A 16,766-nucleotide genomic window follows, 5' to 3' on the forward strand; every position below is an offset into this window, starting at 1 on the left:
ACTTAGATTATATCCCTTAATTTTTAAGCCATCATTGAAATCATCTTATAAAATTATATTCTTCGTTTTTGTTTTGATGAGTTCATTAAAACAATATGCACAACATCAATCTAAGATGGAAGTGGCGGTTAATCTCGAACTGAAAACACTTAACGTAAAACAAGATATAACTTATTACAATACTTCGAATGACTCTTTGATATCGATTGTTTTAAACGACTGGAACAATGCTTTCTCTGATAAAAACACACCTTTAGCCAGAAGATTTTCTGATGAATTCTACAGGGGTTTTCATTTAGCAAAACCAACAGAAAGAGGAAACACAACAATTTTAAATTTAAGCGATTCGGATAATATGGCGCTTGAATGGGAAAGAACTGCTAAAAATCCGGATTTTATTATTGTAAAACTAAATCGAAAATTATATCCCGGGCAAAAATTAGATTTGCATTTGACTTATATTTCCAAAATCCCGAGTGATAAATTTACTCGTTATGGTTTTGATCAAAATGGCGGAATGAATTTAAAAAACTGGTTTTTGAGTCCTGCTCGTTTTGAGAATCATCGTTTTATTAAATATAACAATTTCAACTTAGATGATATCGCAAATGCCAGCACTGATTATGAAATTTCTATCAGAATACCTAACCAATATTCTATTACAACTGACCTGAATTCAGTTTCTGAAGATCTTACAAATCCTTCTTTCAGGACATATTTGTACTCCGGAAAAAACAGAACTGATTTTAATTTATTTATAGAAAAACAAAATAATTTTGTAAGCTATGAAAATGGTTCACTAGAGGTACTTACAAATCTTAAAAATAAAAAAGTCAGCGAAATTCAAAAAGCGATTATCATCAATAGGGTTGTGAATTTTGCAAGTACTTTTATCGGGAAATATCCGCATCAAAAAATCACGGTTTCTCAGGTTGATTACGACAGAAATCCATTTTATGGCCTAAATCAGCTGCCCTCTTTTATTAGTCCGTTTCCGGATGATTTTATATTCGAAATCACCTTTCTAAAAACGTATCTCAATAATTATCTAAAAAATAGCTTACGACTGGATCCCAGAAAAGACAATTGGGTTTATGATGGTATTCAAATTTACAGCATGATGAAATTCATGGAGGAAAACCATCTGGACCAAAAGATGCTTGGACGCCTTTCAGACATGAAACTATTTAAAAGTTACAACATTGCCAATTTGACTTTTAACGAGCAATACAGCTATTACTATATGCTTATGGCCAGAAAAAATCTGGATCAGCCACTTGGTGATCCAAAACAGACTTTAATAAAATTTAACGAACAAATCGCCAGCAAATATCGTGCAGGCCTAAGTTTGAGTTACCTCGATGATTATTTAAACCATGATATCGTACCTGAAAGTGTACAGGAATTTTATGATCTCAACAAACAAGAACAAACAAATCGTTACGATTTTGAAAAAATACTAACAAAGAACAGTTCAAAAAATATTGATTGGTTTTTTAATACTATTATAGATTCACGAGATATCATCGATTATAAATTTACGAATGTTTCTAGAACGAAAGACAGTATACAATTTCAGATAAAAAATAAAACGAATAATTTTGTTCCTATTCCGGTTTACGGAATCAAGAAGAATGAGGTAGTTTTCAAAAAATGGATTGAACCAAAAAATAATGATTCAATTTATGAGTTTGCCAGAGAAAAAGCGGACAAAATAGTACTGAATTATGATAATGAAGTTCCGGAATACAATTTGAGAAACAATTGGAAATCATTAAAAAGTGTCGTTATAACGAATCGCCCAATCAAATTTAATTTTGCTAAAGATCTTGAAGATCCTTATTACAACCAGATTTTATATATCCCAACACTTACCTATAATCTATACGACGGTTTTACGCCCGGAGTTCGATTTCATAATAAAACCATTCTGGACAAACCATTTACATTTGATATCAATCCTGCCTACTCTATTAAAGCTGGAACGATATCTGGTTCTTCCGCTTTTGTCTGGAATGAATATTACAGAAACAGCACATTGTATAGCGTAAGATATTCGATGAGCCAAAATTATTATCATTATGCTCCTGATGCAACTTATTTAAGATTGAATCCTATGGTTCAGTTTAGAATTCGAGAGGAGAATTTCAGAGATAATCGAAAACAGTTGATCCTTTTCAGGCAAGTTATTGTAAATCGTGAAGCCAGTAAATATATAACTGACAATTCTAAACCAAATTATTCTGTATTTAATGGCCGTTATTCGAATACTAAAACTGAATTGATTGACCATTTTAGTTTCATGAATGATCTTCAGTTTGCGGGAGATTTCGGGAAAATTGCCGGTGAGGTTGAATATCGAAGATTATTCGAAAACAATCACAAACTAAACATACGCTTGTATGCGGGAACTTTTTTATACAACACAACAAATTCAGATTATTTTAGTTTTGGTTTAGACCGTCCAACAGATTATATGTTTGATTATAATTTTTACGGAAGATCAGAAAGTACCGGATTTTTTAGCCAACAATTTGTGATGGCTGAAGGTGGTTTTAAGTCAAAACTGGAACCAGCATATGCAAATCAATGGATAACAACATTAAACGCCAGTTATTCGATCTGGAACTGGATTGAAGCTTATGGCGATATTGGATTCCTGAAAAGCAAACATCAAAGTGAGCATTTTGTTTACGACAGTGGTATTAGATTAAATTTAGTACCGGATTATTTTGAAGTTTATTTTCCAGTTTACTCTAATAATGGTTGGGAAATTTCCCAAAATAAATACAACGAAAAAATTCGATTTGTGATGACTCTTTCGCCAAAAACATTAGTTAATCTTTTTACTAGAAAATGGTTTTAATTGAATAAATTTTAAAGAAAAACATGCGTTATTATCATTAAATTACATTTTTACATAAATATAAATCAAAAAATATGCATAGTTTTTTGATTTTAAATACAAATAATTAAATTATATTTATTTTAAAGAATTATGATTATTGATTGTTTTTAAGTAATTTCGCAGTCTAACATGACCCCCTCAAGATTATGATAAAAGAAAAAAGCAATACTACACTAACATTTGAAGATTTCAAAACTGAGGTATTGAATGACTACAGAATTGCAGTTACCAGCCGCGAATGTAGTCTTTTAGGTCGTAAGGAAGTATTAACAGGAAAAGCCAAATTTGGAATATTTGGTGACGGAAAAGAGGTACCACAGCTTGCTATGGCAAAATCTTTTAAAAACGGAGATTTCCGTTCCGGATACTACCGCGATCAAACTTTTATGATGGCTATTGGAGAGTTATCTCCTAAACAATTTTTCGCAGGTTTATACGGTCACACTGATTTAGAATATGATCCAATGTCTGCCGGAAGACAAATGGGCGGACACTTTGTAACGCACAGTCTAAACGAAGACGGATCCTGGAAAGACTTAACAAAACAAAAAAATTCAAGCGCAGATATATCGCCTACAGCAGGTCAGATGCCAAGACTTTTGGGATTGGCCCAGGCATCAAAAATCTACAGGAATGTTGCCGGAATCAAAACCAAAGACAAATTCTCTGTAAACGGAAATGAAATTGCGTGGGGAACTATAGGAAATGCAAGTACATCTGAAGGTTTGTTTTTTGAAACAATAAATGCTGCCGGAGTACTGCAAGTACCCATGGTAATGAGTGTTTGGGATGATGAATACGGGATTTCGGTTCACGCCAGACATCAGACCACCAAAGAAAATATTTCTGAGATCCTGAAAGGATATCAACGTGACGAAGATTCAAACGGATATGAAATTTTCAGAGTTAAAGGCTGGGATTATGCAGAGTTGGTTTCGACTTATGAAAGAGCTGCTGCCATAGCCCGCGAGCAACACGTTCCGGTTTTAATACATGTAAACGAATTAACACAACCACAAGGCCACTCGACTTCAGGTTCTCATGAGCGTTATAAAAATGCGGAGAGACTGGCTTGGGAAAAAGATTTTGACTGTATTCGCCAGATGCGTTTATGGATGATTGCCATCAATATTGCTTCGCCGGAAGAACTGGCAGAAATTGAAGCTGAATTGAAAAAAGAAGTTCTCGAAGCTAAAAAAGAAGCATGGAACTCTTTTATTAACCCAATTATAGAAGATCAAAAAAATCTAATGATTTTATTGGAGCAGATTTCTGCTGCCAGTATCAATCACAAAGATAAAATTCAAAAATATATCTCTGAAATAAGCGTCATCAAATCTCCTTTAAAAAAGGAAATGCTGGTGATCGCAAGAAAAATATTGCGTTTTATAGAAATACCAAACAGCAAAGTATTATTGTCTAATTGGATTACCAATTACATCGAAATCACGCAGCCAAGGTTCAGCAGCAATTTATACTCTAATTCAGGTCAAAATATTTTTTCTGTAGAAAAAGTACTTCCAGAATATGCAGATAACGCAAAAGCGGATCAGGATGGACGAATGATTATTCGTGATAACTTTGATGCTCTGTTTACTAAATATCCTGAAGCACTAATCTTTGGTGAAGATGTAGGAAACATTGGCGACGTAAATCAAGGTCTTGAAGGCATGCAGGAAAAATACGGAGAACTTCGTGTTGCAGATGTTGGTATTCGTGAAGCTACCATTATAGGACAAGGAATTGGGATGGCTTTAAGAGGTTTACGCCCAATTGCCGAAATTCAGTATTTAGATTATTTATTATACGCGATTCAAATCATGAGTGATGATTTGGCAACTTTACAATACAGAACTGTTGGTAAACAAAAAGCACCATTAATTATCAGAACCCGCGGACATCGTCTTGAAGGTATCTGGCATTCTGGTTCTCCAATGGGAATGATTATTAATGCTATTCGCGGGATTCATGTATTGGTTCCAAGAAATATGACACAAGCTGCAGGTTTCTACAATACTCTTTTAGAAACTGACGAACCGGCTTTAGTAATCGAATGTTTGAATGGTTATCGATTAAAAGAAAAAACACCATTAAATTACGGTGAATTCAAAACGCCTATTGGTGTTGTCGAAACCCTAAAAGAAGGTGCTGATATTACATTAGTTTCTTATGGATCTACTTTAAGATTGGTGCAACAAGCTGCAATTGAATTATTAGATTTAGGAATTGATTGTGAAGTAATCGATATCCAGTCTTTACTTCCGTTTGACATCAATAAGGATATCGTAAAAAGTATTGCAAAAACAAACCGTCTTTTAGTAATCGACGAAGATGTTCCCGGTGGAGCTTCGGCATATATTTTACAGCAGGTTCTTGAAGAGCAAGATGCCTATATTCATTTAGACAGTAAACCGCAAACTCTTGCTGCAAAAGCGCACAGACCAGCTTATGGTACTGATGGTGATTATTTCTCTAAACCTTCTACCGAAGATATTTTTGAGAAAGTGTACAACATGATGCATGAAGTCAATCCTGCTAAATTTCCGAATTTATATCAATAATTTAGTTTGGCTTTCAATATAAAAAAAGGCTTGTAAACAATTGTTTACAAGCCTTTTTTATTAAAGTCTCGTTTGTCATCCTGAGCAAAGTCGAAGGTAAACCAATTGGAACACGGGCTTCGACTTCGCTCAGCCTGACAAAAAAAGAGCAATAAAAAATCCGTGTAAATCTGCGCTTTCGCGATAGCGAACCCGTATCATCCGCGTGCCATCTCACAATACATTCATTGCTAAACATCGGCACACCAACACAAGTAAACATAAAAATCCGCATAAATCTGCGCTTTCACGATAGCGAACCCGTGTCATCTGCGTACCATCTCGCAATACATTCATTGCAGAACATCGGCAGACCAACACAAATAAACAAAAAATCCCGTGCTATCACGCAACTATTTAGCTGCTAAAATAGCGCGAGCCTTCTCTAAATCTTCGGCAGTATCAATACCAATACCAACATGATTCGTTTCGACCATTTTGATGCGTTTACCGAATTCTAAATAGCGAAGCTGCTCTAATTTTTCAGAGGCTTCTAAAGATTTCATTGGTAAACTATAAAAATCTAATAAGGCTTGTTTTCTAAAAGCATAAATCCCGATGTGTTGAAAATAACGAACTCCAACATCTCTATCTCTTGGATATGGAATTACCGAACGAGAAAAATACAAGGCAAACTGTGATTGATCTACTACAACTTTTACGTTATTGGGATTATTAATTTCGTCCTCATTTGTAATTTCACGCATCAACGAAGCCAAATCAATCTTGCGATCTTCATCATTTTTAAAAACTGATAAAACCTGTTCTAAAGGTCCCGCTTCAGTAAAAGGTTCATCGCCTTGCACATTTACCACAATATCGACATCAAGACTAAATATAGCTTCAGCAATACGATCGCTTCCGGATTCATGTTCTTTGATGCTCATGATCGCTTTACCACCGTGATTTACTATTTCATTAAAAATCAAATCTGAGTCGGTTACTACAAATACATCATCAAACAACTTTGTTGCAACAGTTGCGTCATAAGTTCTTAGAATTACCGTTTTCCCTCCAAGGTCCTGCATTAATTTTGCAGGAAAACGTGTTGATGCATATCGTGCCGGAATTACAGCTATTATTTTCATTTTATATTCTTTTAATTTTTATTTATTCAGCAAAAGCTAAAGTCTTTCTGCCTGAATATTTACAATCTCGTTTTTTATCATTTCCAACATCCCTTTCGAAAAGCCTTCTGCCACATAGTTGCTTTCGCTATTATTATCATTGTTTATGATATAAACAAAGTAAATTATACCTGATCTCGGGGCTTTTTGCTCTCTAATTTCAAATTGAATCTCATTCAAGTTAAAATCCATCTTAAATAAAATATTTCCAAGCCAATTTGTTTTCTCGAATGTCAAAAGTTTCTGATCAGCATCAATTGTAATTTTTAAAGATCCCTGAACAGCTAAAGATATCAATCCCAAAATTATCACCAAAACAATCAAAACTGCAGTCATTTCTATTTCACCCATTATGAGGAGAACAATTTCTGCAAATATTCCTCCAATAATTATTGGCCCTAAAACAACTTGTTTAGAAGATTTATATGTTTTGATATGTTTATTTGATAGATTCATATTGAAACAAATATACCGATTCGCAATTAGGTTTTAAAAATATATTCCTAACATATTTTCTAAATAATTAAATATTAATATCTTATAAAATATTTATTTTTAAAATAAAAAACTATGAAAAGATTTTCAGCCACTCTTCCACTCTATTTCTTTTTAATTGTTGTTTATTCGGCTTTAAGCCAAAATAAAAATGCTGTAATATTGAATGCCTTTTCAGATCGTATCTTTAACGGAAAAGGCTACCAACCGGTTACGAGCCTAAAATGGAAGTATAAAACTGGTGGCAAAATTTTCTCTTCGCCTATTGCTCAAAACGGAATAGTCTATATAGGCAGCGAAGATGGTTTTCTTTACGCCATCGAAGAAAAATCTGGAAATTTAAAATGGAAATTTAAAACTAATGGTGCTATCCATAGCAGTCCCAGTATATTTGAAAATATTATTTATTTTGGGAGTTTTGACGGAAATTATTACGCAATAAACACCCAAAACGGGAAACTAATTTGGAAATTTAAAACTGGTGGCGAACACTGGTTAGGAGAACTTGGAATGTGGGGCATGAAACCTGAAACACAATATATGGAAGATTTATGGGATTTTTATCTTTCATCGCCTGTGGTGTATGAGAACAGAAAAACTTCGCAGGTTTTATTTGGAAGCAGTGACGGAAACATCTATTCTCTCGACGCTAAAACGGGAATTTTAAAATGGAAATTCAAAACCAATGGTCCCGTTCACGGAAGTCCCGTGATTGATAAAGACAAAATTTACATTGGTGGTTGGGACGCCACTTTATATGCTTTAAACATCGAATCCGGAAAAGAAATCTGGCGTTTCGCAACGGGAACACAAATGGGTTTTAAGGGAATACAATCATCCGTTGCACTTTCTGATGGTAAAATTTATTTTGGAGCAAGAGAACCTTTCTTTTTTGCCTTGGGCGCTGAAACCGGAAAACAAATATGGAAATACAATGCCGAGAATTCCTGGATATTAAGTTCTGCCGTCGTAAAAGACAATACGGTTTATGTAGGCACATCAGATACTTATGCTTTATTAGCGCTGGATGCTAAAACCGGAATCGAAAAATACCGATTCAAAGCCAATGGTTATGTTTATTCATCGCCGGCGATCGCAGGAAATACAATTTATTTTGGCGATTTTACAGGTAATTTTTTTTGTTTGGATTTACTTTCAAACGGGAAAAAATCAAATTTTATAAGTACGGAAAACCGCAAACAATTTGCAACTTCTACTTTAAAAAATGATCTTTTAGATTTTGGATATGCGGCTCAAAACGAAGATCTTTCTATTTACGATAACAACAAAAAAGTAATGGCTCAATTCTATAAATTAGGTGCTATTGTTTCTTCGCCGTTCATCAGTAAAAATGCTGTTTACTTTGGAAGTGCAGATGGTTATTTATATGCTTACAATCTAAAGAAATAACCCTTTGTGTATCTCAGTGAAACCTTCGTGCCACTTTGTATAATAATTCTACCACGGAGAGTCGCAAAGGTTTCACGGAGATTCGCAGAGTTGTATTACATAATTTTTACCGACGTCATACTCAATGAACCTGCTAATAATTTGTCGTTGAATAAGTCGAGTTCTTCAGATTCTTCTTTCAGACCTAAAGTGTACAACAAAGGCAAATAATGCTCCGGAGTTGGAATCGCCAATTGAGTTGCCTTATTCATTCTTTCGAAGTCAATTAAAGGCTGGAAATTTCCATCTAATAAATAATTATTGATCGTTTCACGAGCTTCAATTGCCCAATCGAAACCATAATTGTCTTTATCAAAATTTCTGAAATCAACCAAACGGAGGTTGTGAACGATATTCCCACTTCCGATAATCAAAACTCCTTTATGGCGCAGTGATTGTAATTTCTGAGCCAACTCAAAATGATACTGACCTGACTTTGTATAATCAATACTCAACTGAATTACCGGCACATTTGCTTCAGGATATAAATGTTTGATTACGCTCCAGGCACCATGATCTAAACCCCAATGTTCGTCTAAATCTACATTTACGGGTTCTAATATTTTCTTTGTTTCTGCTGCCAGTTCAGGACTTCCTTTTGCAGGATATTGTACATCAAAAAGTGCTTGCGGAAAACCGCCAAAATCATGAATCGTTCTTGGCATTTGCATCGAAGTTACTTTGGTTCCGTTCGTAAACCAATGTGCTGAAATACATAAAATTGCATTGGGTTGCGGTAATGTTTTAGCCAGATTACGAAAACCGGCCACAAACTGATTTTCTTCAATAGCATTCATTGGGCTGCCGTGCCCTAAAAACAAAACCGGCATTTTATCTGTATTCGAAAACGCAGATGATATCGAATGTAAATCGTTTAGTGTTGTCATTGTAAATAATTATAAACACGAATTTCACAGATTTTCACTAATGCTAAATCTAAAAAAATTAATTCGTGCTAATTCGTGAAATTAGTGTTTTATTCTTCAAAACTCTCGTCTTTAAATCCTATCAAATATAATTTATTTTTGGCACGTGTCATAGCAGTATAAAGCCATCTGATGTAATCGCGATCGATTCCGTTTGGCAAGTAAGGTTGTTCTATAAAAACCGTATTCCATTGTCCACCTTGCGATTTGTGACACGTAATAGCGTAAGAGAATTTCACTTGCAAACCATTGAAATATTCGTTCTCTTTTACCTTTTGAAATTTCTTATATTTTGTAGTCTCACTTTCATAATCTTTCATCACTTCTTCATACAAACGATTCGATTCTTCGTAAGTTAATGAGGGAGATTCACTTTTTATGGTATCTAATAACAATACCGTTTCAAAAGGTTTCTGATCCGGATAATCGACCATTCTTATTTTTACTTTCGCAAAATTAAATCCATACAATTCGGTGATTCCAAATAATTCCAAAACTTCAATAATATCTCCGTTGGCAATAAATCCGGCTTCGTCAGTTTCTTTTAGCCAGAAATAATTATTCTTTACTACCATCAAAAAATCGCCTACTGAAAGTTCGCTTTCCTTAAATAAAATTCGGGTTCTGATTTGTTCATTATATTGGTTTGCACGTTTATTCGAACGCACGATAAAAGCCGTGTCTTCGATACTATAATTGCTGTAAGCAGAATTTATAGCATCCTGAATATCATAACCATCCGTAAGACGAACGATATCTTTGAATTTTTTCACATTAAATTTAAACTCTGTAATAAAACTATCTTTCAGCAATTCGCGCAATTCAGTCGCATTAAATAAGATACCGGAACTTTCTTCCTGACGCATTACTTCATCCAATTCGATATGTTCGATTTCTTTATCATAATGAATCCCAAGAGTCTGAACATCCAGTGCCGGACTAATATCTAAATTCACCGGTGGCAACTGAGCGGTATCTCCCAAAAGAATCATTTTGCAGTTCGTTCCGGAATAAACATACGATATCAAATCATCGAGAAGTGATCCGTTGTCGTACAATTTCGAATCTGAGTTGCTGTCTGATATCATCGAAGCTTCATCGACGATAAAAATGGTGTTTTTATGTTTGTTTAATTGCTTGGTAAAAGCCACGCCTCCACCAGCTGATTTTTTAGGAAAATATATTTTTTTATGAATTGTAAAAGCAGGCGTATTAGAATAATTGGCGATTACTTTTGCTGCACGACCTGTTGGTGCCAACAGGACAAACTTTTTATTGATATCACCCAAATTATTTACGATTGTCGAAATCACAGTTGTTTTTCCAGTTCCTGCGTATCCTTTTAATACGAAAATCGTATCGTTATGTGTATCTGTTAGGAAAATAGCGATTTTTTGAAAAAATATGTCCTGTTTGTAAGTTGGTGCAAAAGGAAATTTTCTCTGTAAAAGGCTGTAAAAAAGTGATGAATTCATAAGGGTAATTTGAAATGCAAAGTTCGGCTTTTTTAATGGCAATGTCAAGGTCAAAAAAATTTAAACCATATAAGTAATATAAGTTAATTGAAGCTTAGCGTTTACTTTAATACAAACAAAAAAAAAATGCAGCAAATGAATTTAGCATAATAAAGTAATAAGAACTTATATCACTTGTATGGTTCAGAAAAAACACAAAAATAACATGTTGCTAACTTTGCTTTAAAATTGTTTTTCGAAATTGCATTTGTAATTGTTCCTTTTTAATTTGTAAGTTTGTAATCGCCTTAAATTCTTTCTTGTAAAACAGGTAACGAATTGTAAATCAATATGTCATTGCAAAATACTAATATCACTTCCAAAAATTATAAAAAGCTTTCTATTCAGGTTTCATTGAATGGATTTTCATTTTGTTGTTTTGATACTTTAAATAATACTATTACAGCATTTAATGAAATCAATTTTGATACTTCTCAAAAAACATCAAAAATTGAAGAATTATACAGTGCTGCATTTAAAAATCATTCTGAATTAAAAGAGACATACGACGAAATTCTGGTAATTCACAGCAACAATCTTTCGACTTTTGTACCAAGTGCTTTATTTGATGAAAATTTCTTAGGGAGTTATTTACAGTACAATACAAAAGTTTTCGAGACTGATTTTTTTACTTTTGATAAAATTTCAAACTACGAAATGAACTCCGTTTACATTCCGTACATCAATATCAATAATTTTTTAATAGATACTGTGGGTTCATTTGACTACAAACATGTCAACAGTATTTTGGTCGAAAAAATTCTGGAGAGTTCAAAAAACAACGACGAGAAAAAAATGGTAGTGAATTTCAATCCAAATCATTTTGAAGTTATCGTGGTTCAGAATCAAAAACTATTATTATTTAATTCTTTCGAATATCAGACTCCGGAAGATTTTCTTTATTACTTGCTTTTCACAGCGGAGCAATTGAGTTTAAATCCGGAAAGCTTTCAGCTTGAATTATTAGGTACAATACATCAAAACGATGCGTTTTATGAGATTGCATACAAATACATTCGTCATGTTTCATTTCTGGATGTAAGTACATTACAACAAAAAAATAGCTTTTCAACTGCACAAAATCAAAAACATTATATTTTATTTCAATCATGAGAATCATTTCAGGAAAATACAAAGGACGCCGCATTTTTCCGCCAAAAAACCTTCCTGTAAGACCAACGACTGACATGAGTAAAGAAGCATTATTTAATGTTTTGAACAATCATTTTAGTTTTGAAGGCTTAAAGGTTTTGGATTTATTTGCCGGAACAGGAAACATAAGTTTTGAGTTCGCTTCACGCGGAAGCGCTCCAATTACATCAGTAGACGGGGATTTTGGATGCGTAAAATTTATCAAACAAGTTTCATCAGAATATGATTTTGACATCGCTGCAACTAAAAGTGATGTATATAAATTTCTTGACAATTGTAAAACTTCTTACGACATTATTTTTGCTGATCCTCCTTATGGATTAGATCAGAATGCGTTTGAAAAAATTGTTCTAACAGTTTTCGAAAGAGAATTACTAAACGAAGACGGAATGATGATTATCGAACATTCTAAATACACCAAAATGGAACATTTGAGCAATTTCTCTTTTCAGAAAAATTACGGCGGTTCATTTTTTAGTTTCTTCGAATTAAATTCAACTGATGATGAGGAAGAACTGACTATAAAATTAAATAAAGCTACAGAAGACGACGAAGGTTAATCTTTGTGTAATATATTAGGTCAAATAGAGCGAAATCGTGATTCTTCAAAGATTTCGACTTCGCTCAGGGAGACAATATTTCAGCAAATGTTATTATAATTCGAAAAAAAAATTAGCACATAGAAATATAGCGCTCTATTCGTAATAAGAAAACAAAAAGAAATACATTTCTCTCACACAGTCACTTTGTGCTTTTTAAATAAGTGAAATGCCTTTTTCCTACACAGCAAATCTATGTTTTCTATGTGTTAAAAATAATTAGACTTGCTGTTTTTTCTCTTTCTAATTTACTCTTTCGGAATTCTCCTCCATTCTTTTTCCTTTAAATTCAGTTTCCTTTACTTTTCCAAAAGAATACCTGATCGAAATTGAGATCTCATGTTCATCCACCAAATATCTTGCTTTTGAATTGATGTTATTAATTGTAAAGACCTCTTCTTCATCTATCTTTTTAAATACATTATTAAAATTCAGACTGCAATTCCAATTTTTAAAGAATGTTTTCGAAACTGCCATATCTACCATTGCTCTCGCATTCCTTTCAAAAACACCTTTGTTTTGTTTTGTAACTCCTCTCAAAGCAAGAATTGCCGTATATCCTTTTGGAAGTTTAAATTCGTTGTTTGAGTAATAATACGCATATGGTTTTGAAGATAAAAATACCGCCGAAGCATCTTCGATCTTCTCTGAAACAAAAACTAAAGAATTTGTTATGGTCCAGAATTTATAAGTAAAAGGCAATTCGAAATCGAGAACAAAAGCAGATTCCCTGTCAAAATTTTCATCTTTAAAAGTCATTATATTCAGCTCCGTATCAAAGAAGAAACTATTATAAACCGGATTTGTATTTTGATAATATGTGAATTTAACTGATTTATTATGGTACTGAAATGTCGAAGAAATTTCGTTGACAATTGTTGGATCCAAATTGATATTTCTAGCGTATAAAAAATACGGATTTATGTATGTTGTGCCCTGACTTAAAGATGAATAATTGGGTCTTGAAATACTTTTGGCATAATTTACACTAATATTTTTTGTACTGTCGATAGCAACTGAAAATTGTGCTTTAGGGAAAAAATTGGTGTAATTTTTATTTATTAAAGGCAGTTGGTCTGTCTTGAATTTTCCGTCTACGTTGGTATTTTCAACTCTAAATCCTACTGAGAAATCTACTTTTTTAATCTTTCCGGAAAGCTGACTATAACCGGCTAAATTTTGTTCCTTAAAATCATAATGGTTAATTTCACTTTTACTGTTTTCATAATCAAATATATCTGAATCAGATTTTGAATCTGCTGCTGCATACAATCCTCCTATTTCAAATTTCATTTCGTTTTTAAACTTCTTTTCTACATCTATTCTTCCTGAAAACACATTGACATTAAATTTCTGATCCCGAAGTTGTGCCAATTCAAATTGAGTATTATTATAATTATTTTCAACCTGGCTCCATAATCCCTGATCAAAATTCGAATATTGCAAACCAGCAAAAACCTGCGTATCTATTGCTTTTATTTTTTTATTATAATTCAAAAATGAATTCACAAATTTTTTTTTGCTGTCATTATCACTATAAGTCACAACGTTATTTTCTATATTTTTATTTTTATTATCTGTAATGGTATTGATCGGAAAAAGGTCTTTTTGTAATCTACTATTCACACTAAACGAAAAATAATCATCTTCATTAATTTTATAAAATAAACTGCCGCCAAAAACAAATTGTCTTTTTTTTGAGTAGGCTGTCACATCATATTTTGAAGCAATGTCAGCATCAGGAATTTGATAATCTATACTATGATTTTCCCAGGGCTGCAACTGATTGTAATTGAAATTGGCTTTCCATTCGATTTTATTCTTTTTAAAACTGGTATTAAATCCAAGATAGTTATTGTACTTTTTCCTAAAGGAAGCAACCTCAGAAACTTCGGTCCTAAAACTATCTTTTTTACTAAATTTTCTAGTAATCAAAATTACAGAACGTCCTTCGGCTTCGTATTTAGAAGATGGATTCTGAATGATTTCGATCGTTTTAATATCGGCTACAGCCAAAGCATGTAAATCATTCATCCCAACCCTTTGATTGTCGATATAGATTAGAGGATTTCCACGACCAATAACTGAAATACTTTCTTTGTCTGAACTTACCTGAATGGTTGGTAATTTTGACAATAAATCTACTGTATTGGGGATTGAGCTATAAATAGAATTAGCAACATCTACTTTTATATTTCCGTTGGTATTGGTAAAAGTCTTTTGACTCTTACTGACAACAACTTCATTAAGATCATTTGAAATACTGTCTTTTGGAGTTTTAGATTGGGCATTTCCTATTAAGGAAAGCAAGAAAAAGAGCAGAATCAGAAAAAGTTTAAAGGGCAAAAACAGATTCATTTTTGATTTGATTTAAAGTTCGAATCCCGCAAAAGTGCTTCTAAAAAAAGGTTCTGTAGGTTAATTGAAGGTTAATGCGGAGTTAATGCATTTATTATATGATAAAAGCATTATTTTTGAATTGGAAATAGCCCACGAATTTTGCGGTTTAAACAGGTTAAAAACAGGTTTTCATATTTTGTAAAACCTCCAAAAATTTTAATCTGCATTACCCATAATAGAAATCCATGTAAACCAGTTTGATCCGTGTCATCCGCGCGCCATAACATAACAACTAATGAAACAAAGAATCAATTTATTAATAGCCTTTTCTGTCGTCGCTTTGATTGTTTTATCTGCGGTACAATGCTATTTAGTAAAAACGACTTATGATTATAAAGTGGCGCAGTTTCATACTGAAATTAAGAATGAAATTGCGAAGATTTCTAATGATTACAGTGATATTGATTCAGTTATAGTTTCTAAAAAAGAGGCACTTTACAAACAATTATCTGAAAATTATCTTCAGGGAAAAAACACAAGACCTGAAGTCAAATCTTACATTCTTGACAATGAATATAACGATGTTTTAACGCAGAAAATCCAACGTAAATTTCAAAGGGATTTACCCAACATAAAAATAGATTTCGCTATTGTCCTGAACAAATTTGTACTGTACCAAAATGCTAAAAAAGCGGACACCATTTTCTCTGAAAAACCTTTTATCAAAAATAAACTCTACGGAAATCTCGCCTCTTTAAATCATGCTTTTCTCATTCGTAATTACGTTGGCACTACAAACGGAACCTACCAGAATCAGGAATACAAGCTTTTGACTGAAGATTCTATGTATGTTTCTGTAATCGACTGGGAAATGATTATTTTAAGACGAATGACGTTTGTTTTGATTTTGTCACTACTGTCGATAGTAACGATAATAACACTCTTTATCATTGCGATAAAAGCATTAATAAAGCAGAAAAAAGTAAACGATATCAAAACAGATTTCATTAATAATATTACCCACGAACTTAAAACACCTTTGACTACTTTAGGTATTTCGACCAAGATATTAGAACGAAAAGATATTCGGGATAATGACGAAAATTTTAATGCTATCATAAATACGATTTCACGCCAGAACAATCGTTTACAAAATTTAATCGATCAGGTTATGGCAAATTCATTGGCAGAAAGTGGAATCGAATTGCAAAAAGAAAAAATAGAAACGGAAGATTTTCTGTTAACAATCGTGAATGATTTTAAGATTACATATCCAAAAATCGACCTTCAAACTGATTTTCAAACACAGAAAACCATTTTAGTTTTAGATAAATTTCATCTGACAACTGCTTTTTTAAATGTTCTGGAAAATGCTGTAAAATATGGATCAAATAAGATTACGATAAAAACACGACTAGTTCAAAATCAATTTTCGATTAGTATTGAAGATGACGGAATTGGAATTGAAAAGAACAAACAATCACTTTTATTTGAAAAATTTTATCGCGTAGCACAAGGAAATCTTCACAATACAAAAGGCCTAGGTTTAGGCTTGTATTATGTTGCTCAAATTATAAAAGCGCATCAGGGCACTGTTAGCGTTGTGAGCGATTTAGGAAAAGGAACCCAATTTACTATTTTATTAAAAGTTTAATA

General features: G+C 33.0%; 11 protein-coding genes. 6 read left to right on the top strand and 5 right to left on the bottom strand.

The window, feature by feature from the left end:
- The first annotated feature begins 115 nt into the window (after positions 1 to 115).
- The gene (locus tag NJT12_RS19410) at positions 116 to 2,866 is read left to right on the top strand and encodes a gluzincin family metallopeptidase (protein ID WP_271337613.1); all 2,751 of its coding nucleotides are present in this window, start codon (positions 116 to 118) and stop codon (positions 2,864 to 2,866) included.
- Positions 2,867 to 3,054: 188 nt separating this feature from the next.
- Complete coding sequence (locus NJT12_RS19415; protein ID WP_271337582.1) at positions 3,055 to 5,469, top strand: alpha-ketoacid dehydrogenase subunit alpha/beta; 2,415 nt, start codon at positions 3,055 to 3,057, stop codon at positions 5,467 to 5,469.
- 392 nt (positions 5,470 to 5,861) lie between these two features.
- On the opposite strand, the gene kdsB is transcribed toward NJT12_RS19415, so the two are convergent.
- Positions 5,862 to 6,596, bottom strand: coding sequence for a 3-deoxy-manno-octulosonate cytidylyltransferase (gene kdsB, locus NJT12_RS19420; RefSeq protein WP_271337583.1), 735 nt, complete (start codon positions 6,594 to 6,596; stop codon positions 5,862 to 5,864).
- A gap of 36 nt (positions 6,597 to 6,632) precedes the next feature.
- On the bottom strand, positions 6,633 to 7,091 hold the full coding sequence (locus tag NJT12_RS19425) for a hypothetical protein (RefSeq protein WP_271337584.1): 459 nt from the start codon (positions 7,089 to 7,091) through the stop codon (positions 6,633 to 6,635).
- Between the two features lie 114 nt (positions 7,092 to 7,205).
- Here NJT12_RS19425 and NJT12_RS19430 point away from each other — a divergent pair, with 114 nt between their 5' ends.
- Positions 7,206 to 8,540 (top strand): PQQ-binding-like beta-propeller repeat protein, encoded by a 1,335-nt coding sequence (locus tag NJT12_RS19430; protein ID WP_271337585.1) that lies wholly within the window; start codon positions 7,206 to 7,208, stop codon positions 8,538 to 8,540.
- A gap of 95 nt (positions 8,541 to 8,635) precedes the next feature.
- Here the strand turns inward: NJT12_RS19430 and ygiD are convergent, their stop codons facing one another.
- Positions 8,636 to 9,466, bottom strand: coding sequence for a 4,5-DOPA-extradiol-dioxygenase (gene ygiD, locus NJT12_RS19435; protein ID WP_271337586.1), 831 nt, complete (start codon positions 9,464 to 9,466; stop codon positions 8,636 to 8,638).
- Positions 9,467 to 9,555: 89 nt separating this feature from the next.
- Entirely contained in the window at positions 9,556 to 10,980 is a 1,425-nt protein-coding gene (locus NJT12_RS19440; RefSeq protein WP_271337587.1) for an ATP-dependent DNA helicase, read from the bottom strand.
- A 330-nt stretch (positions 10,981 to 11,310) separates the two neighbouring features.
- On the opposite strand from NJT12_RS19440, the gene NJT12_RS19445 reads away from it, so the two are divergent.
- A complete protein-coding gene (locus tag NJT12_RS19445; protein WP_271337588.1) occupies positions 11,311 to 12,132 on the top strand; it encodes a DUF3822 family protein in 822 nt (273 codons plus the stop codon).
- Positions 12,129 to 12,731, top strand: coding sequence for an RsmD family RNA methyltransferase (locus NJT12_RS19450; protein ID WP_271337589.1), 603 nt, complete (start codon positions 12,129 to 12,131; stop codon positions 12,729 to 12,731). Before NJT12_RS19445 ends, NJT12_RS19450 begins: the two co-directional genes overlap by 4 nt.
- 282 nt (positions 12,732 to 13,013) lie before the next feature.
- Here the strand turns inward: NJT12_RS19450 and NJT12_RS19455 are convergent, their stop codons facing one another.
- Positions 13,014 to 15,128 carry an outer membrane beta-barrel family protein gene (locus NJT12_RS19455; protein WP_271337590.1) on the bottom strand — a complete coding sequence of 705 codons (2,115 nt, stop codon included), beginning with the start codon at positions 15,126 to 15,128 and terminating at the stop codon, positions 13,014 to 13,016.
- Positions 15,129 to 15,405: 277 nt separating this feature from the next.
- On the opposite strand from NJT12_RS19455, the gene NJT12_RS19460 reads away from it, so the two are divergent.
- Positions 15,406 to 16,764 (top strand): sensor histidine kinase, encoded by a 1,359-nt coding sequence (locus NJT12_RS19460; protein WP_271337591.1) that lies wholly within the window; start codon positions 15,406 to 15,408, stop codon positions 16,762 to 16,764.
- Positions 16,765 to 16,766: the final 2 nt, after the last annotated feature.

Origin of the sequence: Flavobacterium azizsancarii, assembly GCF_027980145.1 — a bacterium.
GTDB lineage: Bacteria > Bacteroidota > Bacteroidia > Flavobacteriales > Flavobacteriaceae > Flavobacterium > Flavobacterium azizsancarii.

Excerpts from the sequence above, each read along its gene's own strand:
- ygiD (WP_271337586.1), bottom strand. The coding sequence starts at position 9,466 with ATGACAACACTAAACGATTTACATTCGATATCATCTGCGTTTTCGAAT.
- NJT12_RS19425 (WP_271337584.1), bottom strand. The coding sequence starts at position 7,091 with ATGAATCTATCAAATAAACATATCAAAACATATAAATCTTCTAAACAA.
- NJT12_RS19450 (WP_271337589.1), top strand. The coding sequence starts at position 12,129 with ATGAGAATCATTTCAGGAAAATACAAAGGACGCCGCATTTTTCCGCCA.
- NJT12_RS19455 (WP_271337590.1), bottom strand. The coding sequence starts at position 15,128 with ATGAATCTGTTTTTGCCCTTTAAACTTTTTCTGATTCTGCTCTTTTTC.
- NJT12_RS19440 (WP_271337587.1), bottom strand. The coding sequence starts at position 10,980 with ATGAATTCATCACTTTTTTACAGCCTTTTACAGAGAAAATTTCCTTTT.
- kdsB (WP_271337583.1), bottom strand. The coding sequence starts at position 6,596 with ATGAAAATAATAGCTGTAATTCCGGCACGATATGCATCAACACGTTTT.
- NJT12_RS19460 (WP_271337591.1), top strand. The coding sequence starts at position 15,406 with ATGAAACAAAGAATCAATTTATTAATAGCCTTTTCTGTCGTCGCTTTG.
- NJT12_RS19415 (WP_271337582.1), top strand. The coding sequence starts at position 3,055 with ATGATAAAAGAAAAAAGCAATACTACACTAACATTTGAAGATTTCAAA.
- NJT12_RS19430 (WP_271337585.1), top strand. The coding sequence starts at position 7,206 with ATGAAAAGATTTTCAGCCACTCTTCCACTCTATTTCTTTTTAATTGTT.
- NJT12_RS19410 (WP_271337613.1), top strand. The coding sequence starts at position 116 with ATGGAAGTGGCGGTTAATCTCGAACTGAAAACACTTAACGTAAAACAA.
- NJT12_RS19445 (WP_271337588.1), top strand. The coding sequence starts at position 11,311 with ATGTCATTGCAAAATACTAATATCACTTCCAAAAATTATAAAAAGCTT.